Source organism: Pseudomonas asplenii (assembly GCF_900105475.1).
Classification (GTDB): Bacteria; Pseudomonadota; Gammaproteobacteria; order Pseudomonadales; family Pseudomonadaceae; genus Aquipseudomonas; species Aquipseudomonas asplenii.
This window is the reverse complement of sequence record NZ_LT629777.1, coordinates 4,637,212-4,656,809: the sequence shown is the minus strand read 5'-3', so window position 1 is coordinate 4,656,809 and position 19,598 is coordinate 4,637,212. Positions and strand designations below refer to the sequence as shown.

The 19,598-nt window shown below is 64.9% G+C and carries 6 protein-coding genes; all 6 read left to right on the top strand.

Annotated elements, in window-relative coordinates; translation table 11 throughout:
• A complete protein-coding gene (locus BLU37_RS20920) occupies positions 1-13,602 on the top strand; it encodes a non-ribosomal peptide synthetase (RefSeq protein ID WP_090208443.1) in 13,602 nt (4,533 codons plus the stop codon).
• Positions 13,603-13,902: 300 nt separating this feature from the next.
• Positions 13,903-14,283, top strand: coding sequence for a RidA family protein (locus tag BLU37_RS20915; protein ID WP_010451608.1), 381 nt, complete (start codon positions 13,903-13,905; stop codon positions 14,281-14,283).
• 136 nt (positions 14,284-14,419) lie between these two features.
• Entirely contained in the window at positions 14,420-16,411 is a 1,992-nt protein-coding gene (locus tag BLU37_RS20910; protein WP_090208438.1) for a peptidase U32 family protein, read from the top strand.
• Positions 16,412-16,559: 148 nt separating this feature from the next.
• Positions 16,560-17,807: an MFS transporter gene (locus BLU37_RS20905; protein WP_010451606.1), complete on the top strand. Its 1,248-nt coding sequence runs from the start codon at positions 16,560-16,562 to the stop codon at positions 17,805-17,807.
• 36 nt (positions 17,808-17,843) lie between these two features.
• The gene (locus tag BLU37_RS20900; RefSeq protein WP_090208432.1) at positions 17,844-18,890 is read left to right on the top strand and encodes a GSCFA domain-containing protein; all 1,047 of its coding nucleotides are present in this window, start codon (positions 17,844-17,846) and stop codon (positions 18,888-18,890) included.
• On the top strand, positions 18,853-19,563 hold the full coding sequence (locus tag BLU37_RS20895) for a hypothetical protein (protein ID WP_026007749.1): 711 nt from the start codon (positions 18,853-18,855) through the stop codon (positions 19,561-19,563). The genes BLU37_RS20900 and BLU37_RS20895 overlap by 38 nt, the downstream gene beginning before the upstream one ends.
• Positions 19,564-19,598 lie beyond the last annotated feature (35 nt).

Sequence of the window (19,598 nt, the reverse complement as noted above, 5' to 3'; positions counted from 1 at the left end):
TTGAACACACATAACGATAGTCTCGACCAGTTGAAACGTGCCGCCCTGCTGCGTCTGCTCAAACAGCGCGGGGCCACGCGGGTCGTCGATACCACCCCGGACGCCATGCTGGCCGTGGACCGCGAAGGTCCCCTGGCGTTGTCGTTCGCCCAGCAACGCCTGTGGTTCCTCGATCAGTTGGACCCGACGGCCAGCGCCGCCTACCATATTCCGGCCGCCTTGGTGCTACGCGGGACCCTCGACCACAACGCGCTCAAGGCCACCCTGGATCGCCTGGTGGCACGTCATGAAAGCCTGCGTACCACCTTCCGCCGTGACGGCGAGCAGCCGGTGCAGGTCATCGCACCGGCCGACTGCGGTTTCAGCCTGGTGGAGCACGACCTGCGCCATCTGCCCCGCGACCAGGCCGAACAGCAGGCCGCCCGACTGAGCGAACAGGAAGCGGCTGCGCCCTTCGATTTGCAGCACGGCCCACTGATCCGTGGCAGCTTGCTGCGCCTGGCCGACGATGAGCATCGCTTGCTGATCACCCAGCACCACATCATCTCCGACGGCTGGTCTATTGGCGTGCTGGTCAAGGAGTTTGCCGCGCTCTATGAAGCGTTCAGCAACGGCCAGCCCGACCCACTGCCCGTCCTGCCCCTGCAATACGCCGACTACGCGGCCTGGCAACGCCGTCATCTGGAGGGCGAGCGCCTGAGCCAGCACGTGGAGTTCTGGCGCGGCCACCTGGCCGGCGCCCCGGCTCTGCTCTCGCTGCCCACCGACCGCCCCCGCCCGGCCGTGCAAAGTTACCAGGGCGAGACCTTCGACTTCGACCTGCCCGTCGCCCTGTCCGAGGCCCTCGTCCGCTTCGCCCAGTCCCGTGCCGCGACGCCCTTCATGACCCTGATGGCCGCGTGGGCGGTGCTGCTGGGCCGAATCAGCGGCCAGCAGGATGTGGTGATCGGCACCGTCACCGCCAACCGCGACCGCCAGGACGTGCAAGGCTTGATCGGCTTCTTCGTCAACACCCTGGCCCTGCGCGTGCGCCTGGAGGCCAACCCGACCCTGGACCAGGTGCTGCAACAGGTCAAGGAACTGATCCTGGAGTCCGCCAGCCGCCAGGACACGCCTTTCGAACAGGTCGTCGAAGCCCTCAAGCCACCGCGCAACGCCAGCTACAGCCCGCTGTTCCAGACCATGCTCTACACCGATACCGACACTGCCGGCGGGCAGTTGCAATTACCGGGGCTGAGCCTGGAGTTCCTGCCTTCTCGCAAAGACAACACCCAGCACGACCTGTCGTTGCATATCGACGAAAGCGGCCCGAGCCTGTCCGGCAGCCTGTCGTATTCCACCGCGCTGTTCGACGCCAGCACCATCGAACGCCTGGCGGCACGCTTCGAGCGTCTGTTGCGTTGTTTCACCGAGGCCCCGCAAACCCGTATCGGCGCGCTGGAACTCGATCCGGCGCTGGCCCTGCCCGAGGTCAGCCCACTGACACCGGTCCCCGCGCGCCTGCCGCTGTCCTACCACCAGGAACGGGTCTGGTTCGTCGATACCTTCGAGACCGGTTACCTGTACGAAGCCAACCCGATCTACCACAACGTCGCGCTGTTGCTGGAGCTGTCTGGCGAGTTGAATATCGCGGCCCTGCAAAGCGCCCTCGATGGGCTGCTGGCCCGCCATGCCATTCTGCGCTGCCGGGTGCACTCCGACGGCGCCAGCGCCTGGCAGAGCTTCGACGGCCCGGCCAGCCTGATGCTGGAACAACTCCTGGGCAGCCAGGGCGACATCAGTACCCTGGCCCTGGCGCAGACACGCCGCCCACTGGAGATGAACGGCGGCAGCCTGGTGCGTGCCAGCCTGGTGCGTACCGACGAGAAAAACGCCGTGCTGGCCCTGGCCGTACACCATTTGCTGGCCGACCGTACCTCCATGCAGTTGCTCAAGCGCGACCTGCTGGCGCTGTATGAAGCCGCCTGCGCCGAGCGTGAAGCCGCCCTGCCGCCACTGGCCCTCAACTACGGCGACTTCGCCGCCTGGCAACGCCAGTTGCCTGCCGCCGTGCTGGAAAACCTGCGGGCCTACTGGTCCTACCAACTGCGCGGCAAGCTGCAGGCTTTGGAGCTGCCACTCAACCGTCCACGGGCGGCGGTGCATGTATTCAGCGAAGCCAGCCATGAGTTCGTCATCGAGGCAGCGCTGGTCAAGCGTCTCGATGACCTGGCCCGCCAGGTCGGTGTCGGCGCCGACAGCTTGGCGCTGAGTGCCTTCACCGCGTTGTTGCGGCGTTATGCCGGGCACGACGAGTTGGTCATCGGCACCAGCGCGGCCTGCCGCGAACCTGTTCTGCAAAACGTGGTGGGGCCGCTGGATAACCTCGTGGTGATCCGCAGTGCCTGCGACAGCGACACCACCCTGCAAGCCCTGCTGGAACAAACGGCCGGCACCCTGGCCGACGCCCACCGACATCGACACATGCAGTTCGACCAACTGGTGTTGGCGCTCAATCCGGCCAAGGACATGAGCCGCACCGCCCTGTTCGACGTGCTGTTCAACTTCCAGGAAAGCCGTGACCAGCGCAGCGTGGTGGCCGGGCTCGAGGTCAACACCCTGGAAACCAACCTGGGCTATGGCAAGAACGACCTGCACCTGCTGATCGCTGCCGGCGAGCCGCAATGGCGCGGGCACCTGGCCTACAATGCCGACTTCTTCGACCCTGAGTTCATCCGCCAGCTGATGCGTCATTACGTGCGCCTCTTGCAGGCCTTCGTCGATACCCCGCAACAGCGGGTCGACGATGTGGTCCTGCTGGATACGGTCGAGCGTCAGCGGCAGATCCTCGATTTCAATGACACTGAAGCCGCCTGGCCCGATAACCTGACCCTGCACCAGATCTTCGAGGAGCAAGCTCGCCAGACCCCGGACCATATCGCCGTGAACCTGGGCGAGGAACGCCTGAGCTATCGCCAGCTCAACGAACAGGCCAACCAACTGGCGCATAGCCTGCGCGATGCTGGCGTACAACCACAGGAGTTGGTGGCGATTGTCCTGGAGCGCTCGCTGGCCATGATCGTCGCTACCCTGGCGGTGCTCAAGGCCGGTGCCGCCTACGTGCCGATCGACCCGGCTTCGCCGGCTGAGCGTATCGCCTACGTGCTGCGCGACAGCGGCGCGCACAAGGCCATCGCCGGCCAGGAGACAAGCCCGGCTCTGCTGGCGCTTGGGGTCGAAGTCTTCTCCAGCGCCCCTCACGCAGCCGCTCCAGGCAAGACTCGGGCTATCACCAATCTGCCCAACCTCAATGCCCCGGACCATCTCTGCTATGTGATCTATACCTCGGGCTCCACAGGCGAACCCAAGGGGGCGTTGCTCGAGCACCGCAACGTGGTGCGCCTGCTGCATAACAATCGCTCGCCATTTGCCTTCAACGCCGAGGATGTCTGGTCGCTATTTCACTCCAATGCCTTCGACTTCTCGGTCTGGGAAATGTACGGAGCCCTGCTCTTCGGTGGCCGCCTGAGCCTGGTCCCCGAAGCCCTGCGCCGCGATCCGGGGGAACTGCTGGACTTCCTCGAACGCGAGCAGGTGAGCGTACTCAACCAGACGCCATCAGCGTTCCTGCAACTCAGCAGCGCCGCACTGGCCCGCCACGACGTGCGCCTGGAACACCTGCGTTATGTCATCTTCGGCGGTGAAAGCCTGGAGTTGGGCAAGCTTGACGGCTTCCACCGCGCCTTCCCCCATGTGGCGCTGGTGAATATGTACGGAATCACCGAAACCTGCGTGCACGTGACCTACAAGGCCATCGATGCGGCGGATATCGCCGCCGGCATTTCCAATGTCGGCCGGCCGATCCCGACCACCGTGGCCTACATCCTCGACGCCCAGCAACGGCTGCTGCCGATCGGCGTGGCGGGGGAAATCTGCGTCGGCGGATTGGGTGTCGGTCGCGGCTATCTGAATCGCGAGGCCCTGACCGCCGAACGCTTTATCGCCGACCCGTTGCGCCCCGGCGAGCGCCTGTACCGCTCCGGCGACCTCGGCAAGCTGTTGGACAACGGCGAAATCATTCACCTGGGGCGGATGGACGCCCAGGTGAAGATTCGCGGCTTCCGTATCGAGCTGGGAGAAATCGAAGCCAAGCTGCTGGCCTGCGAAGGCGTGCGCGAAGCACGGGTGCTGGCCCGTGACGACGCGGCCCAGGGCAAGCGCCTGATCGCCTACCTGATCCCGCAGTCAGCGACCCGCCTGGATGTGGCGGCCTTGCGCAAGCAACTGGGTGCCACCCTGCCCGACTACATGATTCCCAGCGCCTTTGTCAGCGTGGCCGCCTACCCGCTCACCGGTAACGGCAAGCTGGATCAGGACGCACTGCCGGCGCCGGATCTGGACGCCATGTCCGAGCGCGGCTACACCGCTCCCGAAGGCGCCACCGAACAGGCCCTGGCGCAGATCTTCCAGGAACTGCTGGGCCTTGAGCGCGTGGGGCGTCACGACGGCTTCTTTGAACTGGGCGGCCACTCCCTGCTGGCCGCGCAACTGGTTTCCCGCGTGCGCCAACAACTGGGTGGCGAGATGATGCTGCGCCAGCTGTTCAGCCATCCGACCGTGGCGGAACTGGCCCGCGTGGTCAGCGGACTGCAAACGACCGCCAGCGACAGCATCGAAATTGTCGACCGCAGCGCACCGCTGGCTCTGTCGTTCTCCCAGCAACGCCTGTGGTTCCTCGACCAGCTCGATCCCGGCGCCAGCAGTGCCTACCATATGCCGATGTCGCTGCTGTTGCGTGGCGACCTCGACCGGAACGCGCTGAAGGCGGCACTCGACCGCCTGGTCGCGCGTCACGAAGGCCTGCGTACGACCTTCGAACGCCAAGACGGGCAGCCGGTACAGATTATTGCCCCGCCCGATTGTGGATTCAGTCTGGCCGAGCAGGACCTGCGCGCGCTGCCCTATGAGCAGGCCAGCCTGAGTGCCTCGCGCATCGGCAACAGCGAGGCCACGGCACCCTTCGATCTGCAACGCGGCCCGCTGATTCGCGGGCGTCTGCTGCGCCTGGCCGATGACGAGCACATCCTGCTCATCACCCAGCACCACATCATCTCCGATGGCTGGTCGGTGAACGTGCTGGTCAACGAGTTCGCCAGTCTCTACCAGGCCTTCAGCCAAGACCTGCCCGACACGCTGCCGGACCTGTCGATCCAGTATGCCGATTATGCCGCCTGGCAGCGTCGTACCTTTACCGGCGAGTACCTGGCCGAGCAGGCCGAGTTCTGGCGCGGCCACCTGGGCGGAGCACCGGCGTTGCTGTCGCTGCCCACCGACCGGCCACGTCCGCCGGTACAGAGCTACCGTGGCGGGGCTGTACCGCTGCTGATCGCACCGGCGCTGTACCAGAGCCTGGAGCGCTTCTGCCAGGAAAACAACGTCACCCTGTTCATGGCGCTGCTCAGTGCCTGGTCGGTCCTGATGGCTCGCCTGGGTAACGAACGCGACGTGGTGATCGGCGTACCCACCGCCAACCGTGGCCGCACCGAAACGGAAAACCTGATCGGTTTCTTCGTCAACACCCTGGCCCTGCGTGTGGACCTGGGGCAGAACCCGAGCGTCGGGCAACTGCTGGAACAGGTCCGCCAGACGCTCCTGGCGGCCCACGAACACCAGGACATTCCGTTCGAGCAGGTGATCGAGGCCCTGCAACCTCCGCGTTCGCTGAGCCATAACCCGCTGTGCCAGGTCGCCCTGTCGCTGGACAACACGCCGATCGGCGCTGAACAAAGCCTGCCAGGCCTGAGCCTGCTGCCTGTGGCCCAGACCCATGACACCGCGCAGTTCGACCTGATGCTGACACTGGGCAGCGCAGACGGTGGCCTGAGCGGAGTGATCGAATATGCCAGCGATCTGTTCGACCGCGCCACCGTCGAGCGCTTCGCCCAGCACTTCCAGATCCTGCTCGAAGCGCTGCTGGCGGATCTCGAGCAACCGGTACTCGCCCTGCCGTTGCTGACCCCGGCACAGCGTCAGGCCTCGCCGGCCCTGCTGCCGCCCAAGGCGCTGTTCGCCGTCGAACAACTGATTCACCAGCGTTTCGAAGCCCAGGCCCAGGCGCACCCGCAACGTACCGCCCTGGTCTTCGGCGAGCAGACGCTGAGTTACCAGGCACTCAACCGTCGCGCCAACGGTATTGCCCACGCCTTGCTCGGCCAAGGCGTACGCCCCAATGATCGTGTGGCGATCCTGTCACTGCGCGGTGTCGACATGCTCTGCGCGCTGCTCGGGGTGCTCAAGGCCGGCGCGGCCTATGTCCCACTGGACCCGGCCTACCCGACCGAACGCCTCGGTTATCTGCTGGACGACAGCGCGCCGGTGGCGCTGCTGGCGCAGTCGGACTGCCTGGATGCCTTGCCGGCGCATACGGTGCCGGTCTTGCGACTCGATGAACTGAACCGCGCCGAGGCCGCCACCGACAGCCGCCTGGATCGCAACCCACAGGTCGCCGAACTGGGCCTGACGCCACAGCATCTGGCTTACGTGATCTACACCTCCGGTTCCACCGGTCTGCCCAAAGGCGTGCTGGTGGAACACGGCAACGTCGCGCGCCTGTTCGACGCCACCGCCGAGCTGTTCAACTTCGCCGGCGACGACACCTGGACGCTGTTCCACTCCTTCGCCTTCGACTTCTCGGTCTGGGAGATATGGGGCGCCCTGAGTTACGGCGGCAAGCTGGTCATCGTCCCGAGCCACATCGCCCGCTCACCGGATGATTTCTACGCGTTGGTCTGCCAGCAGCAGGTTACGGTGCTGAACCAGACCCCGAGCGCCTTCCGCCAGTTCATCGAGGCCCGCGCCCGCAGCGAGCAGGAACATACGCTGCGGGAAGTGATCTTCGGTGGCGAGGCCCTGGACTTCCGCAGCCTGCGGCCCTGGACGGCGACCACGCCGCTGGCGCGCACCCGCCTGGTGAACATGTACGGCATCACCGAGATCACCGTGCACGCCACCTACTACGCGGTCAGCCAGGCCGAGATCGACGTCGCTGCGCCCAGTCTGATCGGCCCGGCCTTGCCGGACCTGTGTCTGCGCATCCTCGACGACTATCAGCAACCGGTCCCTGTGGGCGTCAATGGCGAAATCTACATCGGTGGCGCCGGGGTCGCCCGGCACTACCTCAACCGTGACGCGCTGAACGCCGAACGCTTCATCGCCGACCCTTACGCCAACGTACCCGGCGCGCGCCTCTATCGCACCGGTGACGTTGCCCGCTACCGTGCCGATGGCGGCGTGGTCTACGTCGGCCGCAACGACTCGCAGATCAAGATCCGCGGCTTCCGTATCGAACTGGGGGAAATCGAGGCGCAACTGCAGGCCTGCACCGATGTGCGCGAAGCCCTGGTGATCGTGCGCGAGGACCAGCCGGGCGACAAGCGCCTGGTAGCCTACCTGATCGCCGAGGATGGCAGCAGCCTCGACGTCTCGGCCCTGCGCAGCCAACTGGCCAACGTCCTGGCCGAACACATGCTACCGAGCGCCTTCGTCACCCTGGCGGCCTGGCCGCTGACCACCAACGGCAAACTGGACCGCGCGGTGCTGCCGGCGCCGGACCGCTCTGCCGCAGTCAGCCGTGACTACGAAGCGCCACTGGGCGAGATCGAACTCACCCTGGCCAATGCCTGGCAGGAATTGCTCGGTATCGAGCGCGTGGGTCGCCAGGATCACTTCTTTGAGCTCGGCGGTCACTCCTTCCTGGTCATCAGCCTGATCGAGCGTCTGCGCCAGGCCGGCCTGCTACTGGATGTGCGCACGGTGTTCTCGGCACCGACCCTGCAAGCCATGGCCACTGTCCTGGCTGGCGGCAGCAATACCGAACGGGTGGTGCCAGCCAACCTGATCCCGGCCGATTGCACGGCCCTGACCCCGGACATGCTGCCGCTGGTGAAACTGAGCCAGCAGGAAATCGAACAGATCGTCGCCGATGTGCCCGGTGGCGTGGCCAATGTGCAGGATATCTACCCGTTGTCGTCCTTGCAGGAAGGTATCCTGTTCCACCACCTGTTGCAGTCCGAAGGCGACGCCTACCTGATGCGCACCGTGGCGACCTTCAGCACGCGTGCCCTGCTCGACAACTTCCTCGACGCGGTACAGGTGGTGATCGACCGCCATGACATTCTGCGTACTGCCTTGCGCTGGCAAGGTCTGCCGCAACCGGTACAAGTGGTCCATCGTCACGCCCGACTGCCGGTGGTCAACCTCGACTACGCGCCCGGGGTGGACGCATTGCAGAGGCTGCGTGAGCAGACCGATACTCATCATCTGCGCCTGGATCTGCAACAGGCACCGCTGATCGCCGCGTACATCACCTACGATAGCCAGCGCGAACAGTGGTTGCTGGCGTTGCTCGACCATCACCTGATCAGCGACAACGTCACCCTGCGTCTGATCATGCAAGAGATCCAGGCGGTGCTGGCCGGACAGGCCGCTGAACTGCCGCCGTCCCAGCCGTACCGCAACTTCATCGCCCAGGCCGTCAGCGTCTCGCAGGCCGAGCACGAGGCCTACTTCCGGCGCCTGTTGGCGGATGTCGACGCGACCACCGCGCCCTACGGCGTACTGGATGTGCATGGCAACGGCGCCGGGATCCAGCGTTCGGAGCAGTACCTGAGTGAAGAGCTCAGCCAGCGCGTGCACCGCACCGCACGGGCACAGGGCGTACCGACTTCGGTGCTGTTCCATGCGGCCTGGGGTCTGGTGGTTGCGGCCACCAGCGGACGCGACGACGGTATTTTCGGTACCGTGCTGTCAGGCCGTTCCCAGGGCACCACAGGCGCCGACCGGGCGTTGGGGATGTTCATCAACACCCTGCCGATGCGTATTCGCCTGCAACAAACCAGCGTGCGCGATATCGTCCAGGACGCCTACCAGCAGCTCAGCGATCTGCTGACCCACGAGCAGGCGCCCCTGGCCCTGGCCCAGCGTTGCAGTGCGGTGGATGCCGCGCTGCCGCTGTTCACGGTGATCCTCAACTGCCGTCACGGTGACCTGGTGAACGCCTCCGGGGAAGGCGTCGAGGACATGGACGAGCAGGAAGGCATCCAGTTCCTCGCCTCGGAAACCCGCACCAACTATCCGATCGAAATTGCCGTGGCGAACGCTGGCAGCGGATTCTCCCTGACCGCGCAGTCGATCAGCGGCATCGACCCGCACCGCATCGCCACCTACCTGGGCCAAGCCGTTGCCGAACTGGTCGATGCCCTTGAGCAGGACCCCACACGCCTGGCCGCCGACCTGAAAGTGCTGCCCGAGGCCGAACGGCAACTGCTGCTCAACGGTTTCAACGACACCGCGACCGACTTCGGACCGGCCCAGCCGATCCATACCCTGTTCGAGGCCCAGGTCCGCGCCAGACCCGAGGCCGTGGCCCTGGTCTGCGAAGACCGGCAACTGAGCTATCGCCAGCTCAACCGCCGCGCCAACCACCTGGCCCGGCAACTGCTGGAACTGGGGGTACAGCCGGACGAGCGCGTGGCCATCTGCGCCGAACGCAGCCTGGACATGATCGTCGGCCTGCTCGGCGTGCTCAAGGCCGGTGCCGCCTACGTGCCGATCGATCCGGCCCACCCGGCCGATCGCATGGCATTCATGCTCCAGGACAGCCAGCCGCGCGCGCTGCTGACACAGACCGAGCTCACCCTGCCGGCCGGCGACCTGCCGGTGTTGCTGCTCGACACCACCGAGTCGTTGCGTGCCGCGGATGAGGCGGCTTTCGACGCCAACCCGGTCGTTGCAGGCCTGACCCCTGAACACCTGGCGTATGTCATCTACACCTCCGGCTCCACCGGCCAGTCCAAGGGTGTGATGGTCGAGCACCGTTCGGTGTTCAACTTCTGGCAAGTGTTGACCCGCACCACCCACAAGCACTGTCCGACACCGGCCACCGTGGCCCTCAACGCCGGTTTCTTCTTCGACATGTCGATCAAGGGCATCTCGCAGTTGTTCTCCGGGCACAAGCTGGTGATCATCCCGCAGTTGATCCGTGCCAGTGGCAGCGAGTTGCTGGACTTCCTCGAACAGCATCAGGTACACGCCTTCGACTCGACCCCGTCGCAGCTCGACACCCTGCTCACCGCCGGCCTGCTGGAGCGTCGCAGCTACCAGCCAGTCAGCGTGCTGCTCGGCGGTGAAGCGATCAACGCCAGTACCTGGGAGAAGCTGCGCAACTGCCAGACCATCCGTTTCTACAATATGTATGGCCCAACCGAGTGCACGGTGGACGCCACCATCGACCTGATCCGCGACCTCGGCGAAAAACCGAGTATCGGCCGGCCATTCGCCAACGTTCAGGTGCACGTCCTCGATGCCCGAGGCGAGCCCGTGCCCCGGGGTGTGGCTGGGGAAATTCATATCGGCGGTGCCGGTGTTGCCCGTGGTTACCTCAACCGCGACGAACTGAGTGCCGAGCGCTTTATCGCCGACCGGTTCTCCAGCGCGACGAACGCCCGACTGTACAAGACCGGTGACCTGGGTCGCTGGTTGGCCGATGGCACCCTGGAATACCTGGGCCGCAACGACTTCCAGGTGAAGATCCGCGGTTTCCGTATCGAACTGGGGGAAATCGAGAACGCTCTCCTGGCCGTTGCGGGTATTCGCGAAGCGGTGGTCATCGCCCGCGACGACAGCCAGGGCGATGCGGATAACCAACGCCTGGTGGCCTATGTCTGCGGTGAATCGGTACCGGCCGAGCAACTGCGCAGCGCGCTGCTCAGCGCACTGCCCGAGTACATGGTGCCGAGCGCCTTCGTCCACCTGGAGGCGCTGCCACTGACTGCCAACGGCAAGCTCGACCGCCGTGCCCTGCCCGCCCCAGGCCAGGACGCCTTGGCCAGCAAGGCCTACGAGGCGCCACAAGGCGAGACCGAAGAGGCCATCGCCGAGATCTGGAAAGGCTTGCTGCACCTGGACCAGGTCGGTCGCCATGACGGCTTCCTGGAACTGGGCGGTCACTCGCTGCTGGCCGTGCAGTTGCTTTCACGGCTACGGCGCAAGCTCGGGGCGCGGATCAGCCTGCGCGAACTGTTCGACGCACCGACCGTGCGTGGCCTGGCCACGCTGGTCAACGCCAGTGCACCGAGCGAAGCCCAGTCGATTCCGCTGGCCAACCGCTCGGGCCGGCTGCCGCTGTCGTTCGCCCAGCAGCGCCTGTGGTTCCTCGATCACCTCGATCACGCCGCCGGTGCCGCCTACCATTTGCCGATGGCCTTGCGCCTGACCGGCAGCCTGGACAAGGCGGCGTTGCAGGCCACCCTGGATCGTCTGGTGGCGCGTCACGAAACCCTGCGCACCCGTTTTGAACTGGTGGACGGCGAACCGTTGCAGAAGATCGCCCCGGCCGATACCCGCTTCCCGCTGACGCAACAGGACCTGCGCGCACTGTCGAACGAAGCCATTGAGGCAACGCTGGAGCGCCTCGGCCACGACAATGCGACCCAACTGTTTGACCTGAGCCAAGGCCCGCTGGTGCGCGGCCAACTGCTGCAAGTGGCGGACGCCGAGCATGTGCTGCTGATCACCCTGCACCACATCGTGTCCGACGGCTGGTCCAACAGTGTCCTGGCCCATGAAGTGAGCGTGCTGTACAACGCCTTCAGTCAGGGGCAGAAGGATCCGTTGCCGGCACTGGCGCTGCAATACGTGGATTACGCCGCCTGGCAGCGTCAATCCCTGGACGGTCCGGCGTTGCAAACCCAGGTCGACTTCTGGCGCAAACACCTCGAGGGTGCGCCCAGCCTGCTGAGGCTACCGCTGGATCGGCCACGCCCGGCGATCCAGAGCTATGCCGGCGGCATCGTCGATTGCGCCTTCTCGCCGAAGTTGAGTGCCGACCTGCGAGCGTTCAGCCAGGCCCAGGGCAGCACGCTGTTCATGGTGCTGCTGGCGGGCTGGTCGGTGATGATGAGCCACCTCAGCGGCCAAACCGACGTGGTGGTCGGCACCCCTGTCGCCAACCGCCAGCGGCCGGAACTGGAGTCGTTGATCGGTTTCTTCGCCAACACCCTCGCGCTGCGGGTCGGTACCGACCACGACCTGCGGGTAAACGACATGCTCGGGAAGATCAAGGACCTGACGCTGGCGGCCTACAGCCATCAGGACCTGCCGTTCGAGCAGGTGGTCAGCGCCTTGCAGCCGACCCGCAGCATGAGCCACAGTCCGTTGTTCCAGGTGATGCTGAGCCTGGACAACACCCCACCGGCACCGCTGCAACTGCCCGGACTGCAGGTGGCGTCCCTGGACAGCGCCCACCGCACCACGCAGTTCGACCTGTCGTTGTCGCTGGTGGACGCCGGCGAACACATCGGTGGCAGCCTGCAATACGCCAGCGACCTGTTCGATACCAGCACCGTGCAGGCCATCGCCGAGCTGTTTGCCAAGCTCCTGGAAAACCTGGTGAGCGACGCGCAGCAGTCGATCGGCCAATTGCTGGAAAACACCCCGGCGCTGCCACGTTCGGCCCATGCCATGGCGCTCGCCGAGCCGACCGGGGAGGAACGGCCCGAGGCACGGCCTTACGAAGCGCCACAAGGCGAGACCGAAATCGCCATCGCCCAACTCTGGAAAGAGCTGTTCAAGCTGGAGCAAGTCAGCCGGCATGACGACTTCTTCAGCCTGGGCGGCATTTCGCTGATGGCCGTGCAGATGGCCTCGCGCTTGCGCAAGGTCCTCGGCAAGCCGATCGCGGTGCGCGATCTGTTCGTCGAACCGACCATCGCCGGTTTCGCCCAGACGCTGGACGGTCAGGCTCGCCCGGGTCAGCACAGCAACCTGGTGGCGATCCGCCGTACGGGCTCGCAGCGGCCGTTGTTCCTGGTTCACCCCCTCGGCGGTGAAGTGCAATACGCCCGGGACCTGGCTGCGGTAGTGGATCCACAGGTACCCGTCTACGGCCTCGCCGCCAGTGGCCTGGTTGCCGGCGAAACACCGCTGTCGGAGCTGCCAGCCATGGCCGCGCGTTACCTGACAGCCATTCGCCAGGTTCAGCCACAGGGACCTTACCGGATCGCCGGCTGGTCGGCCGGTGGGCTGATCGCCTATGAAATGGCCCGTCAGTTGCAGGCTGGCGGTGAACAGTTGGAGTTCGTCGGCATCATCGACACGTCAACGCGTCCTGAACCGGCGTCGGCGCAGTTCGTGAGCGAGGCACACTTCCTGATGGACTGGCTGCCTCGGCAGATCGATCCCCAGGTACAACGGCAACTGGCTGGGCTGGCGCAGGAGAATGCCATCGAGGCGATGCTGGCGCTGTGCGTGGCCCAACAGCTGCTCCCGCTGGAACTGCCCCAGGACATCGATGCCGACTTGCTGCGTGGCCATCTCGCGGTGGCCTATGCGACACACTTGGCGATCGGCGCCTATGTCAGCCCAGCCAGCTCACTCAAGGTATCGCTGTTCACCGCCAACGGTGAGGAACGCAACGATCCGTTGTTGGGCTGGGGAATGCTGCTTGAAACGCCACCCAGCGTCACGGCACTTGCCGGGACCCATGAAACGCTGGTCAAACCACCCCTTGTCAGCGCACTGGGCCAGGCGATCTCTCGGGCCTTGAAGGAGAGTGCCGCTCAATGACCCTTGAAGACAAAACCTTTCACTCTCAAAAAAACGGCGCCGGTTGAGTGGCGCCAGCCCAGTGAGCCAGTGGCCGGTACCCATCAAGCGTACAGGCCGCTGGCGCACTCATGGAATGGGCGAACCTTCCTTGATCATTCGTCGTCCCTGCTTATACTGCCCGACTTGCTGAACAGCCAGCGGGGCCGATTGACCGGCCCCGCTGACAATCGTCCGGGCAGGCCCCTGCGCACGCCCGTGCCGCAGCAGCTGAGAACATGAGCACCTTCGAATATAAGCACCTTTGAACAAGAGCCTCCCATGACCGATCACGACCTGAGCTTCCTGCCCGACCCCGACGCCGACTCCATTTCTTCCGATGTCGCCGGTTTCGGCGGCCTGCTGGTGTCCACCCAGATCCCGACCCGCGCCGACGGCAGCCTGGAGCTGGGCGATATCACCCTGCAGAGCGAATGCACGCTACAGGCGCTGAAGGTGGCGCTGGAAAAAGCCGGCAGCTCACTGGACCGGGTACTGCACCTGACCATCTACCTGACCGACATGGCTGATCGCGCGGCCTTCAACGAGGTCTACAAACGCTTCTTCGCCAAGCCCTGGCCGGTTCGGGCAGCGGTGGGCGTAGCAGCACTGGCGACCGAGGGCATGCGCGTGGAAGTCACCGCAATGGCGGCCAAGGCCTGATTTCAGGGACTGGCACAACTCCCTGGGTTATGAGCTTTGCGCAAGCGCATTCCAGGCCACCCGGCGGCAACGGATGCCGGCCGGGCGTTTCACCGGTACAATGGCCGTCTTGACCGTGCAGCCTGACTAGAAAAACATGTCCCTACCCAAGCATCACCTCGAATTGCTCAGCCCCGCCCGTGACGTGGCCATCGCCCGCGAAGCCATCCTGCATGGCGCCGATGCCGTGTATATCGGCGGCCCAAGCTTCGGTGCCCGCCACAATGCCTGCAACGAGGTGAGCGATATCGCCCAGTTGGTGGAATTCGCCCGGCGCTATCACGCGCGGGTCTTCACGACCCTCAACACCATCCTGCACGACAACGAGCTGGAGCCGGCGCGCAAGCTGATCCATCAACTCTACGATGCCGGGGTCGACGCCCTGATCGTCCAGGACCTGGGCGTGATGGAACTGGATATCCCGCCGATCGAGCTGCACGCCAGTACCCAGACCGACATCCGTACCCTGGAACGGGCCAGATTCCTCGACCAGGCCGGCTTCTCCCAACTGGTGCTGGCCCGCGAGCTGAACCTGCAGGAAATTCGCGCGATCGCCGACGAAACCGACGCGGCCATCGAGTTTTTCATCCATGGTGCCTTGTGCGTGGCCTTCTCCGGCCAGTGCAACATCTCCCATGCGCAGAACGGTCGTAGCGCCAACCGGGGCGACTGCTCCCAGGCCTGTCGCCTGCCCTACACCCTCAAGGACGACCAGGGGCGCGTGGTCGCCTTCGAAAAACACCTGCTGTCGATGAAGGACAACAACCAGAGCGCCAACCTGCGTGCCCTGGTCGAAGCCGGCGTCCGCTCGTTCAAGATCGAGGGTCGCTACAAGGACATGGGCTATGTGAAGAACATCACCGCCTACTACCGTCAGCGCCTGGACGACATCCTCGAAGGCCGCCCGGACCTGGCCCGTGCTTCCAGCGGCCGGACCGCGCACTTCTTCCTGCCGGACCCGGAAAAGACCTTCCACCGTGGCAGCACCGATTATTTCGTCAGCGATCGCAAGATCGACATCGGCGCCTTCGACACGCCAACCTTCACCGGCCTGCCGGTGGGTGTGGTGGAAAAAGCCGGTAAACGCGACCTGCAGGTGGTGACCTTCGAACCGCTGTCCAATGGCGATGGCCTCAACGTGCTGATCAAGCGCGAGGTGGTCGGCTTTCGCGCGAACATCGCCGAACCCCGTGGCGAATTCGAGGAAGACGGTGAGAAACGCTACCGCTACCGCGTCGAGCCCAACGAAATGCCGGAAGGTATGCACCGCCTGCGCCCCAACCATCCGTTGAACCGCAACCTGGACCACAACTGGCAACAGGCGCTGCTCAAGACCTCCGCCGAGCGCCGTATCGGAGTCAGCTGGAGCGCCCGCCTGCGCGAGGAGCGCCTGGAGCTGAGCGTCACCAGCGAGGAAGGCGTCACGGCCAGCGTCGCCCTGGACGGGCCATTCGGCCTGGCCAACAAACCGGAGCAGGCCCTGGAGCAACTGCGCGACCTGCTCGGTCAACTGGGCACCACCCAGTACCACGCCACCGCCATCGACCTCGATGCGCCGCAGGCCTACTTCATCCCCAATTCGCAGCTCAAGAGCCTGCGCCGCGAAGTGATCGAAGCCCTGACCGAAGCGCGCATCGCCGCCCATCCACGGGGTGGACGCAAGGCCGAAACCAGCCCGCCGCCGGTCTACCCCGAGTCGCACCTGTCGTTCCTGGCCAACGTCTACAACCAGAAAGCCCGTGACTTCTATCACCGCCACGGGGTCAAGCTGATCGACGCGGCGTACGAAGCTCACGAGGAAACCGGTGAAGTGCCGGTGATGATCACCAAGCACTGCCTGCGGTTCTCCTTCAACCTGTGCCCCAAACAGGCCAAGGGCGTGACCGGCGTACGCACCAAGGTCGCGCCGATGCAACTGATTCAGGGCGACGAAGTGCTGACCCTCAAGTTCGACTGCAAGCCTTGTGAAATGCACGTGATCGGCAAGATCAAGGGCCACATCCTCGACCTGCCGCAACCGGGCAGCGCCGTGGTCGGCCATATCAGCCCCGCCGATCTGCTCAAGACCATCCCGCGCGCACCGCATTGAGTTGAGCGGCCTTGACGGCCGTTCCCGTCACACGGGCAAATAAAGTCGCCGAGCCGCGCCGCAGGGCTTGCATATCGGCGCATTGCCCTCTTCAATGAGCAGGCCCAGCCTCCAGGCGGGCCCCTGTTTCCTTGTCGAGACGAGCCAGATGGATCTGCGCCAGAAACCCGCCCTGTGGAAGACCTTGTGGGCCTTGCCTGCGGCCACCCGCTGGCTGCTGTTCGGCATCGGCCTCTCGCGCATCGCCTCGTTCATGGTCTGGCCGTTTATCGTGGTAGCGATGAACCGGCGCTTCGGCACACCGATCACCGATATCGGCGCACAACTGGCTCTGGGCGCGCTGATCAGTATTGTCCTCTCGCCGCTCAGCGGTTTTCTCGGTGACACCTTCAATGCCCGTAACCTGATGGGCTTCGGTTGCCTGCTGGGGGCCGGCTGTTTCCTGCTGATGGGGCTGGCGCCCGGGCAGACCAGCTACTTCATCGCGATCATCGGCATGGCGGTCGCCCACAGTATTCTCGAACCGCTGTTGCGGGTGCTGCTGAGCGATACCGTCGCCACCGACAGCGAGCGCACCCTGCTCTTCCATATCCGCTACTACGTGGTCAATTGCGCGGCCGCCAGCGGGCCGCTGATCGGCATGTGGTTCGCCAACCGCGAGAGCGACGCAGTGTTTCCCCTCGCCGCGTGCACCTACGCAGTGCTGGCGCTGACCATTGTCGCGGCCGCGCGCTATCGGCTGCAGGCAGCGCATCTGGCCGCCCCCGAAGCGGCCTCGCCGCCCTTGCGCCAGGTGTTGCGGGCGATTCTCGGCAGTCGCCTGTTCCTGACCATCATCGTCGCCAACTTTTTCCTGGTGCTGGTCTACGCCCAGGTCGACGAATCGCTGACCTTCTACCTGTTGGCGCTCAAGGTCGAGGATATCAATAACGTGATCGCCACGCTGAACGTCACCAACGCTTCGGTGGTGCTGGTGTTCCACCTGTTCCTGATGGGCTGGCTGATGACCCTGGCCGACAAACGCGCCTATGTCCTGGCTCTCGGCTGCCTGATGATCGGCCACGCGATCATCGCCCTCAACACCGGCGCCCTGTGGTACGGCTGGATACTGGCGATCGGTTTCGCGACCCTGGCCGAGATTATCGTCATGCCGCTGTTCGCGACCATGATCGATCGTCTCGCACCACCCGGCATGCGCGGCAGCTTCATCGGCATTTCCATGCTGGCCGGCCTCGGCTCGGCACTGGCCCCCTTGCTCGGCGCACTGGTGATCAGCCACTTCGGCGGGGTTGTGCTGTTTTCGGCGCTGGCCCTGGCCTGCCTGCCCATCGGTCTGCTCGGCTACCGCGCACTGGATGCCGGTCAACCGGCCAGCGCGCTGGAACCGACGACATGAACGCCGCGACCCGGCCCTACTCGGAGTGATCCTGGGATGAATCCTTACCAACTGCTGGCCCCGCGTTCATTCTGGCGCAGTGCCGTGGCGCAACAGACGGTCGCGGGCATGAGCGAGTTGTGGTTGCCGCAATTCGACATCGAACGCGACGATGCCATCGTCACCGCGGGCTCCTGCTTTGCCCAACATATCGGCCGGGCCCTGGTCGAGCGCGGGATGAACTGGGTCGACAGCGAGCCGGCGCCGGCCGGACTGTCGGAGGCCGAGCGCAAGGCGCGGCACTATGGTGTATTTTCCTTTCGTACCGGCAATCTCTACACCCCGGCGATGCTGCGCCAGTGGCTGGAATGGTGCCTGGGCATCGAGGAGATGCCCGAAGAGATCTGGAGTCGTGATGGGCGGTTCTTCGACCCGATGCGTCCGGTCGTCGAACCCGAAGGCTACGCCAGCCGGGAGGCACTGCTGGAGGCCCGCCAGGTCACCTTGGCGGCGATGAAAACCGCACTGGAACGGGCCAAGGTGTTCATCTTCACCCTGGGGCTGACCGAAGCCTGGGTCGACCGGCGCAGCGAGCGGGTCTACCCGGTGTGTCCTGGCACCTTGCACGGGACGTTCGATCCAGCCCTGCATGCCTTGCGCAACTTCGGTTTTGTCGACAGCTACCGGGACATGCACCGGGCGCTCGAATTGCTGTACTCACTGACCCCGCGAATCCGTGTGCTGCTGACCGTCTCGCCCGTGCCGCTGACTGCCACTGCTACCGGCCAGCACGTCTTGACCGCCACCACCTACTCCAAATCGGTGTTGCGCGCAGTGGCCGGCCAGCTTTGCGAGGAACAACCGCACGTCGACTACTTCCCCTCCTACGAAATCATCACCGGCACGCCGTTCAAGGCCGCCTTCTACCAGGACAACCAGCGTGAGGTGACGGCCGAGGGTGTGGCGTTCGTCATGCGCCAGTTTTTCAGCGCCCTGGACGGTAAACCGGCGGCTGCCCAAGCGCCTGTCAATCCGGCTATCCATCTGCCCAGCGAGGACCTTGTTTGTGAAGACGCCGTACTCGACTACTACGCCAAACCCTAGTTTCCTGTTGTTGGGCGACTCCAATGCCGGGCCGATCGGCAAGGCCGCGCAGGCCCGCGGGCTGTCGGCCTGCGGCGGCCCCTTGGGCGCCGGGCGCGATTTCAACGTCGACTTCCTGGTGGCGAGGCCGGGCGACGTGGGGTTTCGTGATCCAGAAATGGATCAGCGTTATCGCCAGGCGCTTGCACTGGCCGGGGTTGCTCGGCTGGGGGAGCTGTCGATTCCGCTGGTCAGTACACTGGGAATGAGCGTGCACTTTCTCGCCAGTCGGCCAAACTGGCATTGCTATCAGGACGACAACGGCGAGTTCGATGCGGGGTTTCTGCAGGGGGCCTTGTTCGAGTCGATCATCGAAGAGATGAGCCGACATGCCCTGGCGTTCCATGAACGGGTGCTGGCAATGGGCATCAGGGTGCTGATGGTTCTGCCGCCGCAGCGTGTGCCGGAGTTTTCCAATGCCGAGGTTTTCATGGCGGCGCAGGAAGTGCTGATTCGACGGTTTCGCGAATTGGGGGTTGAGCTGGTCGATGTAAGGGAAGCCGCCAACGGTGAAGATGGCTGGCAGGACCCGCGTTTCTGCGAAATCGATGACCCCCTGCATGGCAACCTGGCCTTTGGGGAACTGATCGTCGATGCACTGCTTGACCAGCTCCCACAACGCCATTACGCCTGATATACCGCACCCGGTCTCCCACAGGATCCTGCGGG

What these genes read in the sequence shown, in the direction of transcription:
- BLU37_RS20915 (WP_010451608.1), top strand. Translation starts at nt 13,903, where the DNA reads ATGACCGATCACGACCTGAGCTTCCTGCCCGACCCCGACGCCGACTCC.
- BLU37_RS20900 (WP_090208432.1), top strand. Translation starts at nt 17,844, where the DNA reads ATGAATCCTTACCAACTGCTGGCCCCGCGTTCATTCTGGCGCAGTGCC.
- BLU37_RS20910 (WP_090208438.1), top strand. Translation starts at nt 14,420, where the DNA reads ATGTCCCTACCCAAGCATCACCTCGAATTGCTCAGCCCCGCCCGTGAC.
- BLU37_RS20905 (WP_010451606.1), top strand. Translation starts at nt 16,560, where the DNA reads ATGGATCTGCGCCAGAAACCCGCCCTGTGGAAGACCTTGTGGGCCTTG.